This is a genomic window from Albibacterium bauzanense (assembly GCF_004339765.1).
Classification (GTDB): domain Bacteria; phylum Bacteroidota; class Bacteroidia; order Sphingobacteriales; family Sphingobacteriaceae; genus Albibacterium; species Albibacterium bauzanense.
The window spans coordinates 135,615-156,063 of record NZ_SMGO01000002.1; the positions used below are offsets into that span (position 1 = coordinate 135,615).

General features: G+C 39.2%; 19 protein-coding genes. 6 read left to right on the plus strand and 13 right to left on the minus strand.

Annotated features, from left to right (window positions below):
* Window position 1 precedes the first annotated feature (1 nt).
* A complete protein-coding gene (locus C8N28_RS06405; RefSeq protein WP_317127319.1) occupies window positions 2-1,078 on the plus strand; it encodes a TerC family protein in 1,077 nt (358 codons plus the stop codon).
* A gap of 18 nt (window positions 1,079-1,096) precedes the next feature.
* Here C8N28_RS06405 and C8N28_RS06410 read toward each other — a convergent pair whose 3' ends face one another.
* The 3 genes from C8N28_RS06410 to recJ are packed head-to-tail and all read right to left on the minus strand — an operon-like array spanning window position 1,097 to window position 5,091.
* Complete coding sequence (locus C8N28_RS06410; RefSeq protein ID WP_132222781.1) at window positions 1,097-2,614, minus strand: GH3 auxin-responsive promoter family protein; 1,518 nt, start codon at window positions 2,612-2,614, stop codon at window positions 1,097-1,099.
* An 8-nt stretch (window positions 2,615-2,622) separates the two neighbouring features.
* A complete protein-coding gene (gene lptB, locus C8N28_RS06415) occupies window positions 2,623-3,357 on the minus strand; it encodes an LPS export ABC transporter ATP-binding protein (protein ID WP_132222783.1) in 735 nt (244 codons plus the stop codon).
* A 9-nt stretch (window positions 3,358-3,366) separates the two neighbouring features.
* On the minus strand, window positions 3,367-5,091 hold the full coding sequence (recJ, locus tag C8N28_RS06420; RefSeq protein WP_132222785.1) for a single-stranded-DNA-specific exonuclease RecJ: 1,725 nt from the start codon (window positions 5,089-5,091) through the stop codon (window positions 3,367-3,369).
* Between the two features lie 71 nt (window positions 5,092-5,162).
* Here recJ and C8N28_RS06425 point away from each other — a divergent pair, with 71 nt between their 5' ends.
* A complete protein-coding gene (locus C8N28_RS06425; protein WP_132222787.1) occupies window positions 5,163-5,930 on the plus strand; it encodes an MBL fold metallo-hydrolase in 768 nt (255 codons plus the stop codon).
* A gap of 21 nt (window positions 5,931-5,951) precedes the next feature.
* On the opposite strand, the gene C8N28_RS06430 is transcribed toward C8N28_RS06425, so the two are convergent.
* On the minus strand, window positions 5,952-6,359 hold the full coding sequence (locus C8N28_RS06430) for an OsmC family protein (RefSeq protein ID WP_132222789.1): 408 nt from the start codon (window positions 6,357-6,359) through the stop codon (window positions 5,952-5,954).
* Window positions 6,360-6,451: 92 nt separating this feature from the next.
* Here C8N28_RS06430 and lipA point away from each other — a divergent pair, with 92 nt between their 5' ends.
* The gene (gene lipA / locus C8N28_RS06435; protein WP_132222791.1) at window positions 6,452-7,333 is read left to right on the plus strand and encodes a lipoyl synthase; all 882 of its coding nucleotides are present in this window, start codon (window positions 6,452-6,454) and stop codon (window positions 7,331-7,333) included.
* A gap of 24 nt (window positions 7,334-7,357) precedes the next feature.
* On the opposite strand, the gene C8N28_RS06440 is transcribed toward lipA, so the two are convergent.
* Complete coding sequence (locus tag C8N28_RS06440; RefSeq protein WP_132222793.1) at window positions 7,358-7,768, minus strand: DoxX family protein; 411 nt, start codon at window positions 7,766-7,768, stop codon at window positions 7,358-7,360.
* A 1-nt stretch (window position 7,769) separates the two neighbouring features.
* The gene (locus C8N28_RS06445) at window positions 7,770-8,666 is read right to left on the minus strand and encodes a S66 peptidase family protein (protein ID WP_132222795.1); all 897 of its coding nucleotides are present in this window, start codon (window positions 8,664-8,666) and stop codon (window positions 7,770-7,772) included.
* Between the two features lie 106 nt (window positions 8,667-8,772).
* Between C8N28_RS06445 and metG the strand changes: the two genes are divergently transcribed.
* Window positions 8,773-10,842 (plus strand): methionine--tRNA ligase, encoded by a 2,070-nt coding sequence (metG, locus tag C8N28_RS06450; RefSeq protein ID WP_132222797.1) that lies wholly within the window; start codon window positions 8,773-8,775, stop codon window positions 10,840-10,842.
* A gap of 340 nt (window positions 10,843-11,182) precedes the next feature.
* Here metG and frr read toward each other — a convergent pair whose 3' ends face one another.
* Together frr and pyrH are read right to left on the minus strand one after the other, a co-directional pair.
* On the minus strand, window positions 11,183-11,746 hold the full coding sequence (gene frr, locus C8N28_RS06455) for a ribosome recycling factor (RefSeq protein ID WP_132222799.1): 564 nt from the start codon (window positions 11,744-11,746) through the stop codon (window positions 11,183-11,185).
* 45 nt (window positions 11,747-11,791) lie between these two features.
* Entirely contained in the window at window positions 11,792-12,496 is a 705-nt protein-coding gene (gene pyrH, locus C8N28_RS06460; RefSeq protein WP_132222801.1) for a UMP kinase, read from the minus strand.
* A gap of 268 nt (window positions 12,497-12,764) precedes the next feature.
* Here pyrH and C8N28_RS06465 point away from each other — a divergent pair, with 268 nt between their 5' ends.
* A complete protein-coding gene (locus tag C8N28_RS06465; protein ID WP_132222803.1) occupies window positions 12,765-13,292 on the plus strand; it encodes a DUF3575 domain-containing protein in 528 nt (175 codons plus the stop codon).
* 58 nt (window positions 13,293-13,350) lie between these two features.
* On the opposite strand, the gene C8N28_RS06470 is transcribed toward C8N28_RS06465, so the two are convergent.
* From C8N28_RS06470 to ffh, 3 genes are all read right to left on the minus strand, one after another.
* Entirely contained in the window at window positions 13,351-14,340 is a 990-nt protein-coding gene (locus tag C8N28_RS06470) for an aspartate-semialdehyde dehydrogenase (RefSeq protein WP_132222805.1), read from the minus strand.
* A 123-nt stretch (window positions 14,341-14,463) separates the two neighbouring features.
* The gene (locus C8N28_RS06475) at window positions 14,464-16,002 is read right to left on the minus strand and encodes a YifB family Mg chelatase-like AAA ATPase (RefSeq protein ID WP_132222807.1); all 1,539 of its coding nucleotides are present in this window, start codon (window positions 16,000-16,002) and stop codon (window positions 14,464-14,466) included.
* Window positions 16,003-16,105: 103 nt separating this feature from the next.
* A complete protein-coding gene (ffh, locus tag C8N28_RS06480) occupies window positions 16,106-17,446 on the minus strand; it encodes a signal recognition particle protein (RefSeq protein ID WP_132222809.1) in 1,341 nt (446 codons plus the stop codon).
* 225 nt (window positions 17,447-17,671) lie between these two features.
* Between ffh and C8N28_RS06485 the strand changes: the two genes are divergently transcribed.
* Window positions 17,672-18,472 carry an SDR family NAD(P)-dependent oxidoreductase gene (locus tag C8N28_RS06485; protein WP_246012766.1) on the plus strand — a complete coding sequence of 267 codons (801 nt, stop codon included), beginning with the start codon at window positions 17,672-17,674 and terminating at the stop codon, window positions 18,470-18,472.
* 9 nt (window positions 18,473-18,481) lie between these two features.
* Here the strand turns inward: C8N28_RS06485 and C8N28_RS06490 are convergent, their stop codons facing one another.
* A complete protein-coding gene (locus C8N28_RS06490; protein ID WP_132222811.1) occupies window positions 18,482-19,777 on the minus strand; it encodes a sugar MFS transporter in 1,296 nt (431 codons plus the stop codon).
* 240 nt (window positions 19,778-20,017) lie between these two features.
* On the minus strand, window positions 20,018-20,440 hold the full coding sequence (locus tag C8N28_RS06495) for a hotdog fold thioesterase (protein WP_132222813.1): 423 nt from the start codon (window positions 20,438-20,440) through the stop codon (window positions 20,018-20,020).
* Window positions 20,441-20,449 lie beyond the last annotated feature (9 nt).

Below are 20,449 nucleotides of genomic sequence, written 5' to 3' on the forward strand. Positions count from 1 at the left end.
AATGGATTCTTCTTTTCTGACACATGAACTTCTTTTCTTTGGTGGATTTCTAATATTTATCGCTCTCATGCTTGCTATTGACCTCGGTCTCTTCAGTAAAAAGAACGAAGCCATCAGCTTTAAAGCAGCCGCAATAATGAGTACCGTTTGGGTAACTTTTGCACTCATATTTTATGTTATACTCCGCATCTGGGGAAATGAGCTACACAACATTCAAGACTTTGAAACCCTTGTAGCCATTACAGAAAAGCACATGCATAACATTCAATTGATCCCGGATGACCTTGCAGCAAGTTTAAGAATTTACAACAACAACCTCGCTCTCGAATACCTCACAGGTTATGTAGTAGAATATGCTCTTTCAGTAGATAATATCTTTGTTATGGTTTTGATCTTCAGCTCGTTTGGAGTTGACCCTAAATATTACCACCGTGTATTAGTTTGGGGAATAATGGGAGCTTTAATATTCCGTTTTATCTTTATCTTCTTAGGAGCAGCATTAATCAGCCGTTTCGATTGGATTTTATACGTTTTCGGCATCTTCCTGGTTTATACAGGAATCATGATGTTTATTAAAAGAAACGAAGAAGAAACCATGGATCCGCAAGAGAATAAAATAGTACGATTCGCATCCAAGCATTTCTCTGTAACGCCCAACTTTATTGGCGATCATTTCTTTCATAACATAGATGGGAAAAGGTTTATAACACCTCTTTTTCTTGTATTATTGATGATAGAGTCAACCGATATCATATTTGCAGTCGATTCCATTCCAGCGATCTTTTCAGTAACTCAAGACCCTTATATCGTATTCTTCTCTAATATTTTTGCCATACTTGGATTAAGATCCATGTTCTTCCTTTTAGTAAATGTAATCCATAAATTCCATTACTTAAAAGCCGGACTAGCTTTCCTTTTGGTATTTATCGGAGCAAAAATGCTATTACATACACCTTTAGAAAGTATTGGCTTTACAACCTCACATTCGCTCATAGTGATTGTTACTATATTAGCAGGAAGTATTATTCTATCGCTTTTATTTCCGAAGAAGGAACCATCAAAACCGGCAAAAAAATAGAATAAGAGCAAAGGCTTTTTAAGAATTCTCGGCGATCATTGCTAAAACGTCATCCAGAAAAACGCGGTCATTTGACAAGCGTGGAACTTTGTTCTGTCCGCCGAGCTTTCCACGCTTCTTCATCCAATTATAAAAGGTGCCTTCTTTGGCTATATGGATAATAGGTTCTTTCAAAGCTAAATTACTGACGCGTTTTGCATCATAGTCTGAGTTAACCTGCCTCAATACTTTATCCAGCACCTCAAAAAAGTGTGGGGCACTTTCCGGCTGTTTTTCAAATTCAATAACCCATTCATGTGCACCTGCTTCTTTATCTTTAAAATAAACAGGTCCGGCAGTATAATCTTTCACAATGGCGCCTGTTGCCTTACAGGCAGCACGAATTGCATCATCAGCATTATCCACAATAAGCTCTTCGCCAAAAGTATTGATATATTGCTTGGTCCTTCCACTTACCTGGATACGGTATGGAGATAAAGAAGTAAACTTTACGGTATCTCCAATCATATATCGCCATAATCCTGCATTAGTAGAAATAATAATCGCATAGTTTTTTCCCAATTCAACCTCGCTCAGATTCTTAGTTTTAGGGTGTTCATCCAAGAGATTCTCCATAGGTAAAAACTCAAAGTAGATACCATAATCCAGCATCAAGAGCATTTCATCCGAATCAGGAAGATCCTGGATAGCAAAATAACCTTCCGAAGCATTATAGTTTTCCATATAATACATATTCTCAGAAGGTATTAATTGGTCAAACTGTTCGCGATAAGGTTTAAAGCTCACTCCGCCATGAAAGTAGAACTCTAAATTAGGCCATACCTCCAGCAGATTAGACTTCCCTGAAATTTCAAGTATCCGCTTTGCCAATACAATATTCCAGGTAGGAACACCAGAAATACTGGTAATATTTTCATTTAAAGCCTGATGCGCAATCTTCTCTATTTTCTCTTCAAAATTAGGATTCAATGTTAATTCAATATCCGGGAAACGATGGTACTCTGCCCAAAAGGGAAGATTCTGAACAATAATAGCAGATAGGTCACCCGATGAAGTTTTACCTATCTCATTAATCTGATGGCTTCCTCCCAAAACAAGGCCTTTTCCTTCAAAAACAGCATTATCTGGTCTGTTATGACAGTAGATACTCAATAAATCTTTACCTCCTGTATAATGGCAATCTTCCAATGCCTCCTCACTAACGGGTATAAACTTACTTCTATCCGCGGTAGTGCCCGATGATTTAGCAAACCATTTAATCGGCGAAGGCCACAGTATATTCTGCTCCCCCTTTAACATTCTTTCTATGTAGGGCTTTAGAGTATCGTAATTCTGAATGGGTACACGTTCTTTAAATACCTCCGGACTTGAAATAGATTCATAATCATATTTCTTACCCCATTCTGTGGCCTGGGCAGCTGCTATCAGATCGTGAAGCCATTCCTCCTGAACCTCATTTGGATATTTTTTAAACAGCTCAATCTGATGCATGCGCTTTTTCATTATCCACTTAAGGATCGAATTAACAATCGCCATTCTGTTCGCTAACGTTTTTTAATTTTTAACTCAAAATGCTGACCCAGATAATACGTTCGCGCCATCTCATTCACTGCAATTTCTTGTGGAGTACCGGTTAACATAATACGACCTTCAGTTAGTAAATAAGCCCGATCGGTAATGGATAAAGTTTCCTGAACATTATGATCGGTTATTAAAATACCAATATTACGATGCTTCAATTTATAAACAATAGTTTGAATTTCATCCACTGCAATAGGATCGACCCCGGCAAAGGGTTCATCCAGCAAAATGAAATTAGGGTTGGCCGCCAGGGCACGGGCAATTTCTGTACGCCTCCTCTCTCCCCCGGAAAGCAAATCTCCTCTGTTTTTACGCACTTTATTTAAACTAAATTCACCAATAAGCTCCTCCAGCTTTGCCATCCGCTCCTCTTTGTCTTTATAATGAATTTCAAGTACAGCAAGAATATTATCCTCTACAGAAAGCTTTCTGAATACAGAGGCTTCCTGAGCCAGATAACCGATCCCCTTTTGAGCTCTGCGATACATGGCATCACCCGTAATATCTTCATCTCCTAAAAATACGCGGCCCAAAGTAGGTTTTACCAAACCCACGATCATGTAAAAAGAAGTTGTTTTTCCAGCTCCATTCGGTCCCAATAAACCCACAATTTCTCCTTGCTCAACCTGAAATGAGACATCATCTACAACCTTACGCTGCTTATATTTCTTTACTAAATGTTCCGCTCTTAAAATCATATTACGTCGCTAATTTACCGATTCAGTTGAATATTCAGCCATTTTAATTCCCTTAATATTTAATTGGATTGATCTTCTATCCCGCCATACATTCTCTTCAATTGAATAGCAAATATCAAATGGCATGCCCTTGCTAACAAGCGAATGCATTTCTGCTAAACCAAAACCAATGCATTCAAAAGCAGCAGAAGCTCCCTGAACCACCCGCATCTTTAAATGATCTTTTCCTACAACATCTGCATAACCCAATAAGTTAACTCCTTTACTCAAAAACAATGGAGTTTCATTTTGAGGCCCAAAAGGTGCAAAGCGTTTTAATATCCTAAAAAACTTACCATCTATTTCTTCTAAATTAAGAACCTCATGAATCAACAATTCGGGAGTCAGTAATTGTAATGGAATATTGGCAGCTACAATTTCTTCAAAACGAGACTGAAATGCTCCTACATTTTCCTCCAGCATAGATAAGCCTGCTGCATATTTATGTCCTCCAAATTGCTCAAAAAGCTCACTACATTGATTTAATGCTTCATACAGATCATAACCTAAAACGGATCTTGCAGAGCCAGATACCATCCCATTAGAGCGGGTCAATACAACTGTAGGCCTATAATATTTCTCTGTTAAACGCGAAGCTACTATGCCAATCACCCCTTTATGCCAATCCTCTTTATAAACAACCGTAGTTTTTCGATGCCGAAGTTCCTCGCTTTCATCAATCATCGCAAGCGCCTCTTCGGTAATCCGACTATCAAAATCTTTGCGTTCACTATTCTGTACATCAATCTGCTCGCTAAACTCCCTTGCCTCTTCTGCACTTCGTGATATCAAAAGAAAAACAGCATCCCGTGCATGCTTTATCCTCCCTGCAGCATTAATCCGCGGACCTATCTGAAAAACTAAATCGCGTGCAGTAAACCCCGTTTTATTGCCCGATAATTCAATAAGAGCAGCCAGTCCCACACAGGGATTTGAATTAAACTTCTGAAGTCCATAATAAGTAAGAACCCTATTTTCTCCAACAATTGGAACAATATCAGAAGCGATACTAACCGCAACCAAATCCAGGTAACAATAAACCTTATCCTTCGGAATTGAATTACTTTGTGCAAAAGCCTGAATAAGCTTAAAACCTATTCCGGCTCCTGATAGCTCCTTAAAAGGATAGATACAGTCTGCCCGTTTCGGATCCAGAATAGCTATTGCTTCTGGTAATGCATCATCCGGATTATGATGATCGGCAATAATGAAATCAATTTGTTTTGAGTTAGCATAAGCCACCTTATCCATTGATTTTATACCACAATCCAATGCAATGATAAGAGAAAAACCATGCTCATAAGCATAATCAATGCCCTCAGTAGAAATGCCATAGCCCTCCGAATAACGGTCGGGTATATAAAAATCAAGCTTGTTATAAAACTCTCTGAAAAAACTATAAACCAAAGCAACCGCTGTAGTACCATCTACATCGTAATCGCCATAAATCAAGATTTTTTCATTTTTTTTCAGGGCTTCCTCAATTCTGGATACAGCTTTATCCATATCCTTCATTAAAAAAGGGTCGTGAAGATGCTCAAGTTCCGGGCAAAAGAAGTGTTCAGCATCCTGGTAACTTTGAATTTCTCTGTTCGTTAATAAACGTGCTAAAACCCGGCTGATACCTAAAGATTTACAGAGCTCCTCTACCTTCTTAGGATAAAGCAGAACCTGTTCTACCCATCTTTTTTGCATATATTTGTAATACAATTTTGGTAAATATACGTCATGTGAGCCGTATTAACAACGAATCAAAACACACTCTTATGCAAACTTTCTCATTACATGAAGGATATTATTCAGTAGGTATAGATAAAAAATTCATTCCTTTTGATCCAAAAACAGATGATAAAAAAGACAGAAAGGGCTCACTATTTATTCACGTACAACCCTTCCTGGTTCAACACAATAACGATCTTATTGTAATTGATACCGGCCTTGGGCAACACCGGAACGGAGAACTTTTAATCCATTCCAATATTCGAAAAGAGGGCTTTGATCCATCCGATGTTAATCTAGTACTGATGTCTCATCTCCATCAAGATCATTCTTCAGGAATGGTTTTCGAAAAGGATGGAAAGCTGGAAATTACCTTCCCCAATGCAGAATATGTTATTCAACGCCAAGAGTGGGAAGAAGCCTACAGCGGAAACTCTTCTTCTTATCGAACTGAAGTGTTCGATGTGCTTCAACGCAGCGGACAAGTTCAATTTGTTGAAGGCAACGGACAATTAAACGACTATATCCGTTATGAATTAAGTGGAGGGCATACCAAGGCTCACCAGGTCTTCCATATTGAAGGAGACGACCAGCTTGTTTTCTACGGAGGAGATGAATGGCCTGAACCCGAACAAGCCTTGCGTCAATTTATGGCAAAATACGACTACGATGGCCGGAAAGCCATGGAATTAAGAGAGCAATATGCAAATTCAGCAGCCGAAAACAATTGGAAGTGCTTGTTCTACCACGCCAATGACACATCCATAGCCACCATTGCCAAACAGGACGAAAGCTTTAAAATAATTCCGGCATAAGCTCGGTAAACACCTTAAAATTTACCAGTTAAACTGAATATCTTTTTCTATGGCCGGGTCTAAGCTATAGTAAACCGGACAAGTTACAGCTGCTTTTTCCAAAATAGCTTTCTCTTTATCGCTATAACTTTTTCCTGCCGGAAAAGTGAAGGAAACGTCCAGCCTAACTATTCTGCGAGGATCTGTTCCCATAACCTTGGTGGTTTCTAACTTCGTTCCCTCTATTTCAATCTCGTGCGTACGGGCAGCAATGCCCATAAGCGTTAACATGCAACTGCCCAAGGCTGTTGCCACTAAATCAGAAGGCGAAAAAGCTTCACCCTTACCCTGGTTATCAACCGGCGCATCTGTAATTATCGAATTTCCTGATTTCAAATGGGTTGCTCTTGTGCGTAATTCCCCTAAATATTCATTTCGTATCGTAGCCATAATATAATAATGATGTAATAATCGTGGTAATTCTAAAGTTCACTTGGTTTATCTACCACACTAAATTACAATATTATCTTTACTTTTGTAGTATGATTGAACTTCCAGTTATTTCAGCAAACCAATTACAGCGCAAACCTGATTGGCTACGTGTTAAATTACCTGTGGGAAAAGAATATCGCCATGTGCGTAGTTTGGTAGATACCCACAAACTGCATACAATCTGTGAAAGTGGAAACTGTCCGAATATGGGTGAATGCTGGGGAGCAGGAACCGCTACGTTTATGATATTAGGAAATATCTGCACGCGCTCATGTTCTTTCTGTGCGGTAGCTACCGGAAGACCGAAGGCTGTAGATTTAGAAGAACCCAATCGTGTTGCTGAATCTGTACGCCTGATGGAAGTGAAACACTGTGTGATCACATCCGTAGATCGTGACGATTTAAAAGACGGTGGGTCAACCATCTGGGCAGAAACAATCAATGCCATCCGTCGCGAAAGCCCGGATACAACATTAGAAACTTTAATACCTGACTTCAGAGGGATCTGGGAAAACCTGGATCGCGTATTAGCCGTTAGACCAGAAGTAGTATCTCATAACCTTGAGACTGTACGCCGCTTAACTCGTGAAGTACGAATTCAAGCTAAATACGACCGCAGCCTTGAGTGCCTAAGACGCATTTCAGAAGCTGGATTACGTACCAAATCAGGTATTATGCTTGGTTTCGGTGAAACAGAAGAAGATGTTATTGAAGCAATGAACGACTTATACAATGTAGGAGTTCATGTATTAACCTTGGGCCAATACTTACAACCCAGCAAAAACCATCACCCGGTAGTTGAATGGATTACACCAGAACAGTTTAACCGCTATAAAGAAATCGGTTTAGAAATAGGATTCAAATATGTAGAAAGCGGACCATTAGTCCGCTCATCATACCATGCTGAAAAGCACTTATTTGATATGCAATAGACAAGAGCTTGATAAACGATAGCTTTATCGTTTATCAAGACTGTATTTACCCGGACCGACAAATATCAACCCAAAGAAAACAATAGCCATTTCTAATGCACGAGAGGCAACTGCTATTCCATCTCCGGCAGAAAGATGATAGATACCTGCCATGATCATGGTGAACAATAAGAAAATACAAGCCGGACGGTAAAACAGTCCAAGCAATAAAAACAATCCGCCAAGCCCTTCAGCAAGAGCAGCCATAAAACCCCAGAAAGCCGGGAAAAAGTGAATATTGATATTGCTCATTGCAGAACCTACTCCTGTCCACATTTCCGGACCGCCTGATAATTTAGGAAAACCATGGATAGTTATAAAGAACAATCCTAAGCCGATACGCATCAGCAATAATCCTAAATCCTTGTAATTCCCTAATGAAGATAATAAAGCCATACTAAATGTAATTTAAAGTAACCGATTTTTCTTGAACGCGCAAAGTTACCGCTTTCCCGAAAATTAATGTCTTATTATTGTCAATATGCCCGGCAGGAAAATCAGTCGCCACGGGGTATTCATATTCCTTAACCAAATCAATAACCATCTCAGGCACAGAAAAACCAAAGCCCGGTTCTTTGTCCTTAAGAGCAGTAAAAGCCCCTACTATCAGTCCTTTTAAGTCCTTTAACTTTCCTGCACGCTTAAGCATACGCAGCATCCTGTCAATAGAATAGTAATATTCTCCCACATCCTCTATAAAAAGGATCTTACCCCGATAATCCACTTCAGAAGTCGAACCCGAAATACTTAATAAGATCGATAGATTACCCCCTGTCAATATCCCCTCTCCATAGCCTGCCTTATTTTCAAATCTACTTGTATATTGATAAGAAATATCTTCTCCAAAAAGAGCTTTCCGCAAGGTTTCTAAAGAAGTTTTAGTTGCATCAGGTATGGTAAGAGGCATTTGTCCGTGCACCGTTGCAATTCCAAACAAAGCTTGTACATGACTATGCAGTACAGTGATATCGCTAAATCCGATGATCCATTTTGGATTATTCTCAAAAGTAGAAAAGTCAATTTTGTCAATAATCCGCACCATTCCATAACCCCCACGAGCCGCAAAAACAGCTTTAATAGAAGTATCATTTAGCATATGCTGCAAATCATTTGCCCGCAACTCATCATTTCCGGCAAACTGATGGAAGAAAGAACTAACCGATTTACCGATAATAACTTCCAAACCCCACGACTCCAGCAACTTTACAGCATCATCCAAGCCTCCGGGAATATTCCCTGCCGGAGCAACAATCCCAATTTTATCTCTTTTTTTTAAAAACGGAGGCACTTTCATACGATTATCGGTTTTAGAAACCACAAATTGAATTATCTTTGTACAATTAACAAATATCGCACAAATTCCTTGGTACGATATTACAAAATAACAAAACACGAAGAGATTGAAAGCGCAAGAAACAAAAAGATTTACGATAACCTCTGCTTTGCCCTATGCAAACGGCCCACTTCATATCGGACATTTAGCTGGAGCTTATATTCCATCTGATATATTTGCCCGCTTTCAGCGACTTAAAAAACACGATGTTTTGCATGTGTGCGGATCAGATGAACACGGTGCAGCAATTACCATAAAAGCTAAAAAAGAAGGAAGTACGCCTCAACAGATCGTTGACAAGTATCATTTCCAGATCATGGAAAGCTTTAAAGAATTTGGGATTGCTTTCGACATTTACCATCGCACCTCTACTCACATTCACCACGAACTTTCACAAGAATTTTTCTTGAACCTTTATAACAAAGGAGAATTCATTGAGAAAATTTCAGAACAATATTACGACGAAGATTTCAATCAGTTTTTAGCCGACAGATACATTATAGGTACCTGCCCAAATTGCCATAGCGAAGGTGCTTATGGCGACCAATGTGAGAAATGCGGCACATCCTTAAATCCGACCGATTTAATTAATCCTATTTCTACCTTAAGTGGAAAATCTCCTGTTTTAAGAGAAACAAAACATTGGTACTTACCGCTTGATAAGTATCAGGACTTTTTAGAAAAATGGCTGATTGAAGGCAAGAAAGATATTCTAAAGTCCAACGTATTCGGACAATGCAGCTCTTGGCTAAAATCGGGTTTACAAGCCCGCTCTATGACCCGTGATCTGGATTGGGGAGTAGATGTTCCGCTTAAAGAAGCTGAAGGTAAAAAGCTATATGTTTGGCTTGATGCTCCTATCGGCTATATATCTGCCTCTAAACAGTGGGCGCTTGATACCAACAACGATTGGGAAAAGTACTGGAAAATACAAGCAGACCCAAAAGACAATGCACACTTAATTCACTTTATTGGAAAAGATAACATCGTTTTCCATTGCATCATTTTCCCGGCAATTTTAAAAGCACATGGCGATTATATTTTACCTGAAAACATCCCGGCTAATGAGTTCTTAAACCTGGAAGGCGATAAGCTTTCTACCTCAAGAAATCATGCGGTATGGCTTCATGAATACTTAAACGAATTCCCTCAAAGACAGGATGAATTGCGCTACGTATTGACATCCATCTTACCTGAAACATCCGACAGTGAGTTTACCTGGAAAGACTTTCAGGCACGTATCAACAATGAATTGGTTGCTATTTTTGGTAACTTCATTAACCGCGTCATGGTACTTTCTCATAAGTATTTTGATGGAAAAGTAATGGAAGCTTCTGCACTTACTGAAAACGACCGCAATGTATTGGAAGAGCTTGCACACTATCCTGAAAAGATAGAAAAATCAATCAACGACTACCGTTTCCGCGAAGCATTATCGCACTTCATAAACGTTGCCCGTTTAGGAAATAAATACCTGGCTGAAGAAGAACCCTGGAAAGTAATAAAAACTGACGAGGAGCGCGTTAAAACCGTATTAAACGTAAGCTTGCAGATAGCATCTAACCTGGCTATCCTGGCATTACCTTTCTTACCGTTCACTGCCGAAAAGCTGTTTGCTATGTTGAACCAAACCCAGAAGGATTGGGATAATGCCGGCAAACCTGACCTGTTACAACCGGGTCATCAATTAGGTGATGTACAACTTCTTTTTGAAAAGATTACCGATGAGCAGGTTCAGTTTCAACTAGATAAGTTGGCTCAGGCAAAAATCGATAATCAGCCTGCGAAAAGTGAAACCAGTGCGGCGAAATCCAATATCAGCTTTGATGATTTCTCAGCGATGGATATCCGCACAGGAAAAATCATTGCTGCAGAAAAAGTTGCTAAAACCAAGAAACTGCTAAAATTAACCATCGATACCGGCATTGATCAACGTACTGTCGTATCTGGAATCGCAGAGTTCTATCAACCCGACGAGATCATCGGAAAGCAAGTATCGATCTTAATTAACCTCGAGCCTCGCGCTATCAAAGGAATCCAATCACAAGGAATGATTCTGATGGCTGAAGACAACAATGGAAAATTAAGCTTCGTTGCACCGCTGGATGATATTAACCCCGGTAGCACCATCCGATAAACTCCATTATTTCATCAATTTTCAGCTGCATTTAAGCAGCATGGAATTGCTATGTCTTTATTTTACTATAGCGCTTACGATGCTGTATAATCTGTCGAAACCCTGATCGAAGATCGTTAAAATCGCGATTTACTCAAACAAGGGTTAAACAGGGTTCAAACAGGGACCAAACAGGGGCATAACAGTCCTATTGCCCTTGTTTGAACCCTGTTTGATCCTTGCTTTATTCCTGTTTAACTATTATAAAGTTAACGCTAGTCTATGTTTAATTTAGGTCTATAAACGCAAAAAGAGGATGCTCTTTCGAACATCCTCTTTTTATCAACAGGGTTGAATTATTTTATACCGTCATGATATCATGCTCTTTCAATTCGGCTAGCTTATCAACTTTAGCGATATATCTATCTGTTAATTTTTGAATTTCTGCTTCTCCGTCTTTTATTTCGTCTTCAGAAGCTCCATCATTTTTTAATTTTCTTAATTGTTCATTTCCATCTTTACGAAGGTTTCTAACAGCAATCCGTCCGCGTTCTGCTTCATCTTTCACTTTTTTAACCAAATCTTTTCTACGTTCTTCGGTTAAAGGTGGAATTAATAAGCGGATAACATTACCATCGTTTTGAGGATTTAAACCAATGTTTGAATCGATGATCGCTTTTTCGATCGTTTGAAGAAGATTCTTCTCCCAAGGTTGAATAACCAATGTACGCGCATCGGGCGTATTGATGGTTGCAACTTGGGATAAAGGAGATGCGGCTCCATAATAATCAATATATATACCATCAAGCATAGATGGCATTGCTTTTCCAGCACGTATCTTGGTTAATTCATTGTCTGCGAAAGACACGGCCTTTTCCATACTTTCAGCCGTATCGTCCAGTTGTAATTTTACGAGGTCGTTCATGGGTATCTAATTTAAAATCAAAAATAGCATTTTTTCCAAGAAATGTTATCGTACCAGGGTTCCAATAGTTTCTCCCTGTACTAACTTTAAGAAGTTGCCTTCCTTATTCATATCAAAAACAATGATCGGCAGGTTATTTTCATGACAAAGCGTAAAAGCAGTCATATCCATCACACTTAAACCACGATCATAGATATCCTGGAAACTTAGTTCTTCAAAACGAGTGGCTGTAGCATCTTTTAACGGATCTGAAGTATAGATCCCATCAACACGGGTTCCTTTTAGAACAACATCTGCATTGATTTCAATGGCACGCAAAGAAGCTGCCGTATCGGTTGTAAAGTATGGGTTACCTGTACCTGCACCAAAAATAACTACACGTCCTTTTTCTAAGTGGCGAACGGCTCTTCTACGAATAAAAGGTTCGCAAATCTGCTCCATTTTGATGGCAGTCAGCAGGCGTGTTTTCAACTCCACTTTCTCTAACGCATCTTGCAAAGCCATGGAATTAATAACAGTTGCAAGCATACCCATATAGTCTGCCTGTACCCTATCCATTCCTGATTTCTCAGCACTTAAACCGCGATATATATTTCCGCCACCAATTACAATGGCAATTTCAACGCCTTCATTGTGCACATTTTTAATCTCACGAGCGTACTGGGCTACTCGATCTATATCAATTCCATAATTTTTCTCACCCATCAGGGCTTCACCACTAAGTTTTAATAAGATGCGTTTGTATTTCATTGCGTTTTCTGAATGTTGAAGAAGTATTACTATTCAGGCATCAAAGGTAAACCATTTTTTTAAATACCCCTGCTGTCTTTTACAATTAGGGAGCCAATTATTGAGATTAATCAATAGAAACAAAAAAAGAGGGTATTTAAAAAGGCACGAATAGTAAAGCTTCTTCTTTTCGGCGCCCTTTTTTTTGTAACAATACAATTAAAGTTCTATACTTGCGCCTTAAACTAATTCTATCCAAAAACCTTAGAATAAACTCTATCTAAATTAAATGAAGAAACTCTTATTGTGTGCCGTAACAGCATTAATATTCTTTAATGCAAAAGCTCAAGAAGTTAAAAGCACAATCAAAATCAACCCTTTAAGTGCTTTATTAAGTACTGGATCCGTGTTTTACGAAAGAAAAGTTAACGAAGGTATGTCGGTGCAGCTTGGTGTTGCTTATACCGGGGTTAAACTTGATGACACTAAATTTAATGGTCTTGCAATTACTCCGGAGGTTCGTTTTTATATTAAAAAACACGCTCCAACCGGAATGTATGCAGCTCCATTCTTAAAATATCAAAATTATACCATTTCTGACCACACAGACAAAGGTAGTTATACCTCATTTGGCGGTGGCGCATTGATGGGGCACCAATGGGTATATAACAGTGGTTTTACCCTGGATCTGTTTTTTGGGCCAAGTTATAACAACGGAAAATACAAAGCTACAATCGGAACTGACGAGCCAGATATTAAAGGCGGAATCGAAGGATTTGGTATCCGTACTGGTGTTGCTATAGGATTTGGTTTTTAATAAAAGAGGGTATCCTAAATATATAGGATACCCTCTTGCAATTTTTATTATTTGCTGCTTAAACCAGCTTGTTCTTTACTAAATATTCTGCAACTTGTACCGCATTGGTTGCTGCCCCTTTGCGTAAATTATCAGCAACTACCCATAGGTTTAAGGTGTTATCCTGAGTTTCATCGCGACGGATTCTACCTACAAACACTTCATCTTTTTCATGCGCATCTAATGGCATTGGATATTTCTGATTAGCAGGATCATCAACAACAACCACTCCTGATTGTTTTGAAAGGATGCTGCGTACTTCGTTTAAATCAAAATCATTCTCAAACTCAATGTTGATAGACTCTGAATGACCACCTATTACCGGGATACGAACTGTAGTAGCGGTTACACGGATTGAATCATCGCCCATGATTTTATTGGTTTCCTGAATCATCTTCATCTCTTCCTTGGTATATCCGTTTTCTACGAATACATCGATCTGAGGAATCACATTTAAATCGATTTTGTATGGATAGGCCTTTTCACCTTCAATACCTGCACGCTCATCATTTAATTGTGCAACGGCTTTAACACCGGTACCCGTAACCGACTGATAGGTAGAAACTACCACTCTTTTAATTTTATATTTATCATGCAAAGGCTTCAATACTACAACCATTTGAATGGTAGAGCAATTTGGATTTGCGATAATACGATCATCAGCGGTTAATACCGAAGCATTAACTTCAGGAACGATTAGTTTCTTTGTAGGATCCATCCGCCAAGCAGAAGAATTATCAACTACAATGGTTCCTGCCTCTGCAAATTTAGGGGCAAATTCTGTTGAAGTTGAACCGCCGGCTGAAAACAGGGCGATATCAGGTTTTAATGCAATTGCTTCATCTGCTGTGACTACCTTAAACTTATTTCCCTTGAAACTAATTTCCTTACCCTTACTTCTTTCTGAAGCAACGGGAATTAATTCAGTAACCGGGAAGTTTCGTTCCTCTAGTACTTTTAAAATCATAGATCCAACCAGACCTGTAGCACCAACAACTGCAACTTTCATTTTTTTTAATTTTTACTTTAATTAATTATTAATATTTATACCAATAGGTACATAAAACACGCGAAAGTACAAAAATATTGCCTATTTATAGCGGGGCTACAAAATATTTACAACATTCAAACATTAGCCTGCCCAGCTTTCGCGATCTAAAGATCGATATTGGATAGCTTCGGCCAAGTGCTCATTCTCAATATGTTCGCTCGCATCGAGGTCTGCAATGGTTCTTGACACTTTTAATATTCGATTATAAGCGCGGGCCGAGAGCCCCAATCGTTCCATTGCGGACTTAAGCAATTGTTGTCCGGATGCAGATACATGACATATTTCGCGAACCATACGATCTTCCATTTGAGCATTGCAATGCACTTCCTGATTGGTTATAAAACGGCCTGATTGTTTTTCACGAGCTTTGATTACGCGATCTCTTACTGTTGCACTATTTTCTGATTGTCCGCTTAAGCTCAGCTCATTAAAATCTACCGGTGTAACCTCAATGTGTAAATCAATGCGATCTAATAAAGGGCCGGAGATCTTACTAAGATACTTTTGTACAACACCCGGTGAACAAATGCAATCTTTTTCAGGATGATTATAATAACCGCAGGGGCAAGGATTCATGGAAGCGATTAACATAAAACTAGCTGGATAATCGACTGTTAAGCGTGCTCTTGAAATTGTTATTTTTCGTTCTTCCAAAGGTTGTCGCATAACTTCCAGAACCGAGCGTTTAAACTCAGGCATCTCATCTAAAAACAATACTCCATGATGTGCCAGTGAAATCTCGCCCGGCTGTGGATTAGCTCCGCCTCCAACCAAAGCAACATCGCTGATTGTATGATGAGGAGCACGAAATGGGCGAACGGTCATTAATGATTCTGTTGCTGCCAACCTGCCTGCTACAGAATGAATTTTAGTGGTTTCTAATGATTCGTGCAAATTCAAAGGTGGAAGAATAGTAGGCAAGCGCTTCGCCAACATAGTTTTACCAGAACCAGGGGGCCCGATCAGGATTACATTGTGACCGCCGGCTGCTGCAATTTCCAAAGCTCTTTTGATATTGCTCTGTCCGCTAACATCGGAGAAGTCGCTTTCATAGTTATTGATGTTCCTCTGAAATTCTGTTCGTGGATCTACATGGGTTTCTTCAAGAATTGTTTTACCATCCATAAAGGAAATTACATCTGCGATATTCTCCACTCCATACACCTGAAAGCCACTAACAATGGCGGCCTCCCGAGCATTATCTTTTGGCAGAATAATACCTTTAAAGCCATCTTGCTTAGCCTGAATGGCTATGGGTAAAGCTCCTTTAATAGGTTGAATTCCTCCATCAAGAGAAAGTTCACCGAGTATTAAGAAGTCATTGAGCTTTTCTGTTTGCAACTGACCAGAGGCTCCTAAAATTGCCATTGCAATAGCGAGATCATAAGCTGATCCTTCTTTTCGGATATCGGCAGGTGCTAAATTAACTACTATTTTCTGTCGGGGCATTCGGGAGCCGGCAGACTGTATGGCACTTTCTATTCGTTGCAGGCTTTCCTTAATGGCACTGTCGGGTAAGCCTACAATGTAATATTTTGTACCCGAAGTAACTTTTACCTCAACTGTAACGGTTATTGATTCAATGCCATAAACAGAACTAGCGTAGGTTTTAACAAGCATAAAACGTTTTTCCCTAATATAGAGAAGAAAACAGAGATAAGCGAAAACGACCGCGAGAGACGCAGTTAATTAGCAAGAATAATGATCAACGAAAGGTTCTTTTCTATTTTCCGAATGGCATTTTCGGCATATTCTTCATAAGCTTGGCTGCAGCTGCAGGATTAGAGAATTGCTTCATTACCTTTTTCATATCATTGAACTGCTTCATCAGTTTATTGACTTCCTGAAGATCAGTACCTGATCCGTTTGCAATTCGCTGACGGCGTGGCTGACTAATGATATCTGGATTTTCACGCTCATAAGGAGTCATGGATTGAATGATAGCTTCAATAGGTTTAAAGGCATCGTCTTCGATCTCAACATCTTTCAGGGCTTTTCCGGCACCCGGAATCATTCCCATCAAGTCTTTCATATTACCCATCTTCTTGATCTGTTGAATCTGGCTTTGAAAGTCATTGAAATCAAATTTATTCTTTCTTATTTTCTTTTGAAGCTCGGCAGCTTCTTTTTCATCAAACTGTTGCTGTGCTCTTTCAACCAATGAAATCACGTCTCCCATTCCCAGAATACGTGACGCCATACGATCTGGATAGAAAACATCCAGGGCTTCCATCTTCTCTCCGGTACCGATGAATTTGATAGGTTTATTTACAACCGATTTGATGGATAAAGCAGCACCACCGCGTGTATCACCATCGAGTTTGGTTAATACAACCCCGGTATAATCAAGTCGGTCGTTAAAAGCCTTAGCTGTATTAACCGCATCCTGACCCGTCATTGAATCAACCACAAATAAGATTTCTTGTGGTTGCGTGGCTACTTTCACAGCCGATATTTCATTCATTAATGCTTCATCAATCGCTAACCGACCGGCGGTATCAATGATCACTACATTATTTCCATTGCGTTTTGCTTCAGCAATACCTTCCATAGCAATAGCAACCGGATCTTTAGACTCCAAGTTAGCGTATACCGGAACACCGACTTGCTCTCCTAAAATCTGAAGCTGATCGACCGCTGCCGGACGATAAACGTCGCCAGCTACCAACAATGGTTTTTTATTCTTCTTATCTTTTAAATAATTAGCTAATTTTCCTGAAAAAGTTGTTTTACCAGCACCGTTTAATCCGGCGATCAGAATAACAGTTGGATTGCCCTTCAGCTCTAGCTCAGTAACCGTTCCACCCATTAATGAGGCAAGCTCATCATTCATGATCTTGGTTAGCAACTGACCGGGAGAAACGCTGGTTAGCACGTTTTGTCCCAAGGCTTTTTCCCGAACCTCATCGGTAAAGGTTTTAGCTGTTTTATAGTTAACGTCGGCATCAAGTAATGCTTTACGGATTTCCTTTACGGTTTCCGCAACGTTAATTTCTGAAATGCTTCCCTGGCCTTTTAAAACCTTAAACGCTCTATCTAACTTATCCTGTAAATTCTCAAACATACCCTTATTGTGTCTTTAATATTGCTCTTCAGCTAAATGTTATTAGATTATTTATTTCGATCTGCAAACACATTGCAAACAACGGGTGCAATTTACGAATATTTGATAGCATTTATAAAAAGTAAATAGCAATGCAATACTGTTTTTTCAAATATTCGAAACTTTCATTCATGCATCCTGTTGAAATTTTAAAGTATTAAAGGTTTCAACAGGATGAAAGCAACGATGATGAAGAACATAAATCAATATGCACTGATTACAGGAGCAACCAGCGGAATAGGTTATGAACTTGCTAAGCTTTTTGCAAGGAATAATTATAATTTGGTAATTGTAGCGCGCGATCAACAGGAATTAAATAGTAAAGCCATGGAGTTTAAACAATATGGCATCAATGTAATTACAATAGCTGCAGATTTGTTTCAAAGAGAAAATGCCTTTTCTGTTTATGATGAAATAAAAAGCCGGGAAATAACCATTGATGTATTGGTAAATGATGCAGGACAGGGATTATATGGCGAATTTAAAGACACGGATATTAACAGGGAGCTGGCAATTATTGATCTTAATATTTCTTCTCTTGTTATTCTGACGAAATGTTTTTTGAAAGAAATGACGAGTAGAAACTCAGGTAAGATCTTGAATCTGGCATCCATAGCAAGCAAAGCACCGGGGCCATGGCAATCAGTTTATCACGGTACAAAGGCTTTTGTGCTTTCATTTACTGAAGCCATTCGGGAAGAGGTGAAAGATTTCGACATCACTGTTACTGCCCTATTACCTGGTGTAACGGATACCGACTTTTTTAATAAAGCCGATATGTTGAGAAGTAAGATAGTGCAAGATAAAGACTCGATGGCAGATCCGGCAGATGTAGCAAAGGATGGCTTTGATGCATTGATGGACGGAAAAGACAAAGTAATTTCTGGCTTTAAAAACAAGGTACAGGTAGGCATGGATAATATCATGTCTGATAGCGCTGCTGCTCATAGTATGAATGAACAGCAGAAACCTGCTGATAATGATTAAAGACTTGTTCTAAAACTTAATTTCAGAGCTTTTTCTTCCTACATTATGACCTGAAATGGCATAATAAAGAATAAACAGGTAGCAAGGAACCATGATCCAGTAAGCCGTTTGTGCACCCCAAGAATCAGCCAATGCTCCATATAATAATGGAATGATAGCTCCCCCTGCTATACCCATTACCAAAAGAGACGATGCCGCCTTGGTAAAACGACCAACACCGGCAAGCGCCAACGGCCAGATTGCAGGCCACATTAGCGAATTAGCTAAACCTAATAAGGCTATGCATGCTACCGAAACATAACCCTGAGTAAAGATAGCTCCTACAGAAAATAAAATTCCTAAAAGGGCACATATACGTAGGGCATTTTCTTGTTTAATGTATTTGGGGATGGTTATAATTCCTATTATATAGCCTACAACCATGGAAATCATGGTAGCTGTAGCAAAATACTTAGCCGTTGTTAAAGGAATTCCTTGTGAAATACCATAACGAATAATGGTATCGCCTGCCATTACTTCCACACCAACATATAAGAAAAGTGTTAATACTCCTAACATAACATGAGGGAAATCAAATACACTCTTCTTACCGAAGTTAGAAGCAGAGATAAACTCATCTTCCTGATCGGTATCTACTTCAGGAAGACTTGATCTATAGATCCAGACAGCAAGAATCAAGAGCACAGCAATAATACCTACATAAGGGGTGATTACCCGCATTGCCATTTCATTTAAGGCAGCAATACGATCATCAGCAGCCATATTTGCTACCTCTGATTGTAGCTTATCTGCATCTTCCAATCTTAAGAATAAACCTAATATAAGGGGCGCCATAGCTCCTGCCAGCTTATTGCATATACCCATTATGCTAATGCGTTTGGCTGCACTTTCTGGTGGGCCAACAATGGTAATGTACGGATTAGACGCTGTTTGAAGGATGGCAAGGCCACTTCCCATAATAAAAAGCCCTAACAGGAACAAACCATAGGTGCGGGTCATGGCAGCCGGAATAAATAATAGAGCGCCAAAAGCCATTACAATTAAGGCTACAGACATCCCTTTCTTAAAGCCAAAAACAGTTAGTACCCGGGTAGAAAGAGGTGCCATTACCAAATAGGCGATATAAAAAGCGAAGGTTACAAAATAAGCCTGAAAGATCGTTAGCTCACAGGCAATTTCGAGATAAGGTATTAATAGCGAATTTAGCCAAGTAACAAAACCGAAAATAAAGAAAAGGGCTCCAATAATAACAATTGGCTTTACGCCTTTTTGAGGTAACTGACCAGGTGAATTAACTTGAGTCATTAGCGTTTATTTTTAGGTAAATGGTGGTTTAAAGCTATTAACGGTTACACCATTAAATCGCTATACAAGACTAATGAAATTAATTTGTAATTAAAAGAAAAGTGAAACACAATCGGTTGTCTAAAAATAGAAGCGCTCCGATGAGATATCAGAGCGCTTCAACCTAAACCTATCTGTAAAACCTTCTGTTTTATAGATTATAGCTAAACAAGTGGCTATTCTATTTAGTTTTAAATGATTTTATAAGTTATTTGGAACTATAGCAACTGTAAGCCTGCTTATGCAACTTAACTTGCCGGCATCGGTATAAATCTTTATATCCCAAACGTGTGTCTTTGCACCTAGATGGATAGCGGTGCAATGTGCGGTTACGAAGCCTTGTTTTACAGGGCGTAAATGATTAGCATTTACTTCTAAACCAACAGCGATGTATTGCTCCGGATCAATTATTAAACTAGAGGCAATGCTTCCTACTGTTTCTGCTAATACAACAGAGGCGCCGCCATGCAATATTCCATAAGGTTGTTTGGTACGATCATCAACAGGCATTCGTGCTGATAAACCTGTATCCGTGATTTCTATAAATTCAATACCAAGTAAACCTCCTAAATGGTTCTTTGGACGGTTGTTTATTTCTTGAACAGAGAAGTTCTTAAACCACATAATACGAAA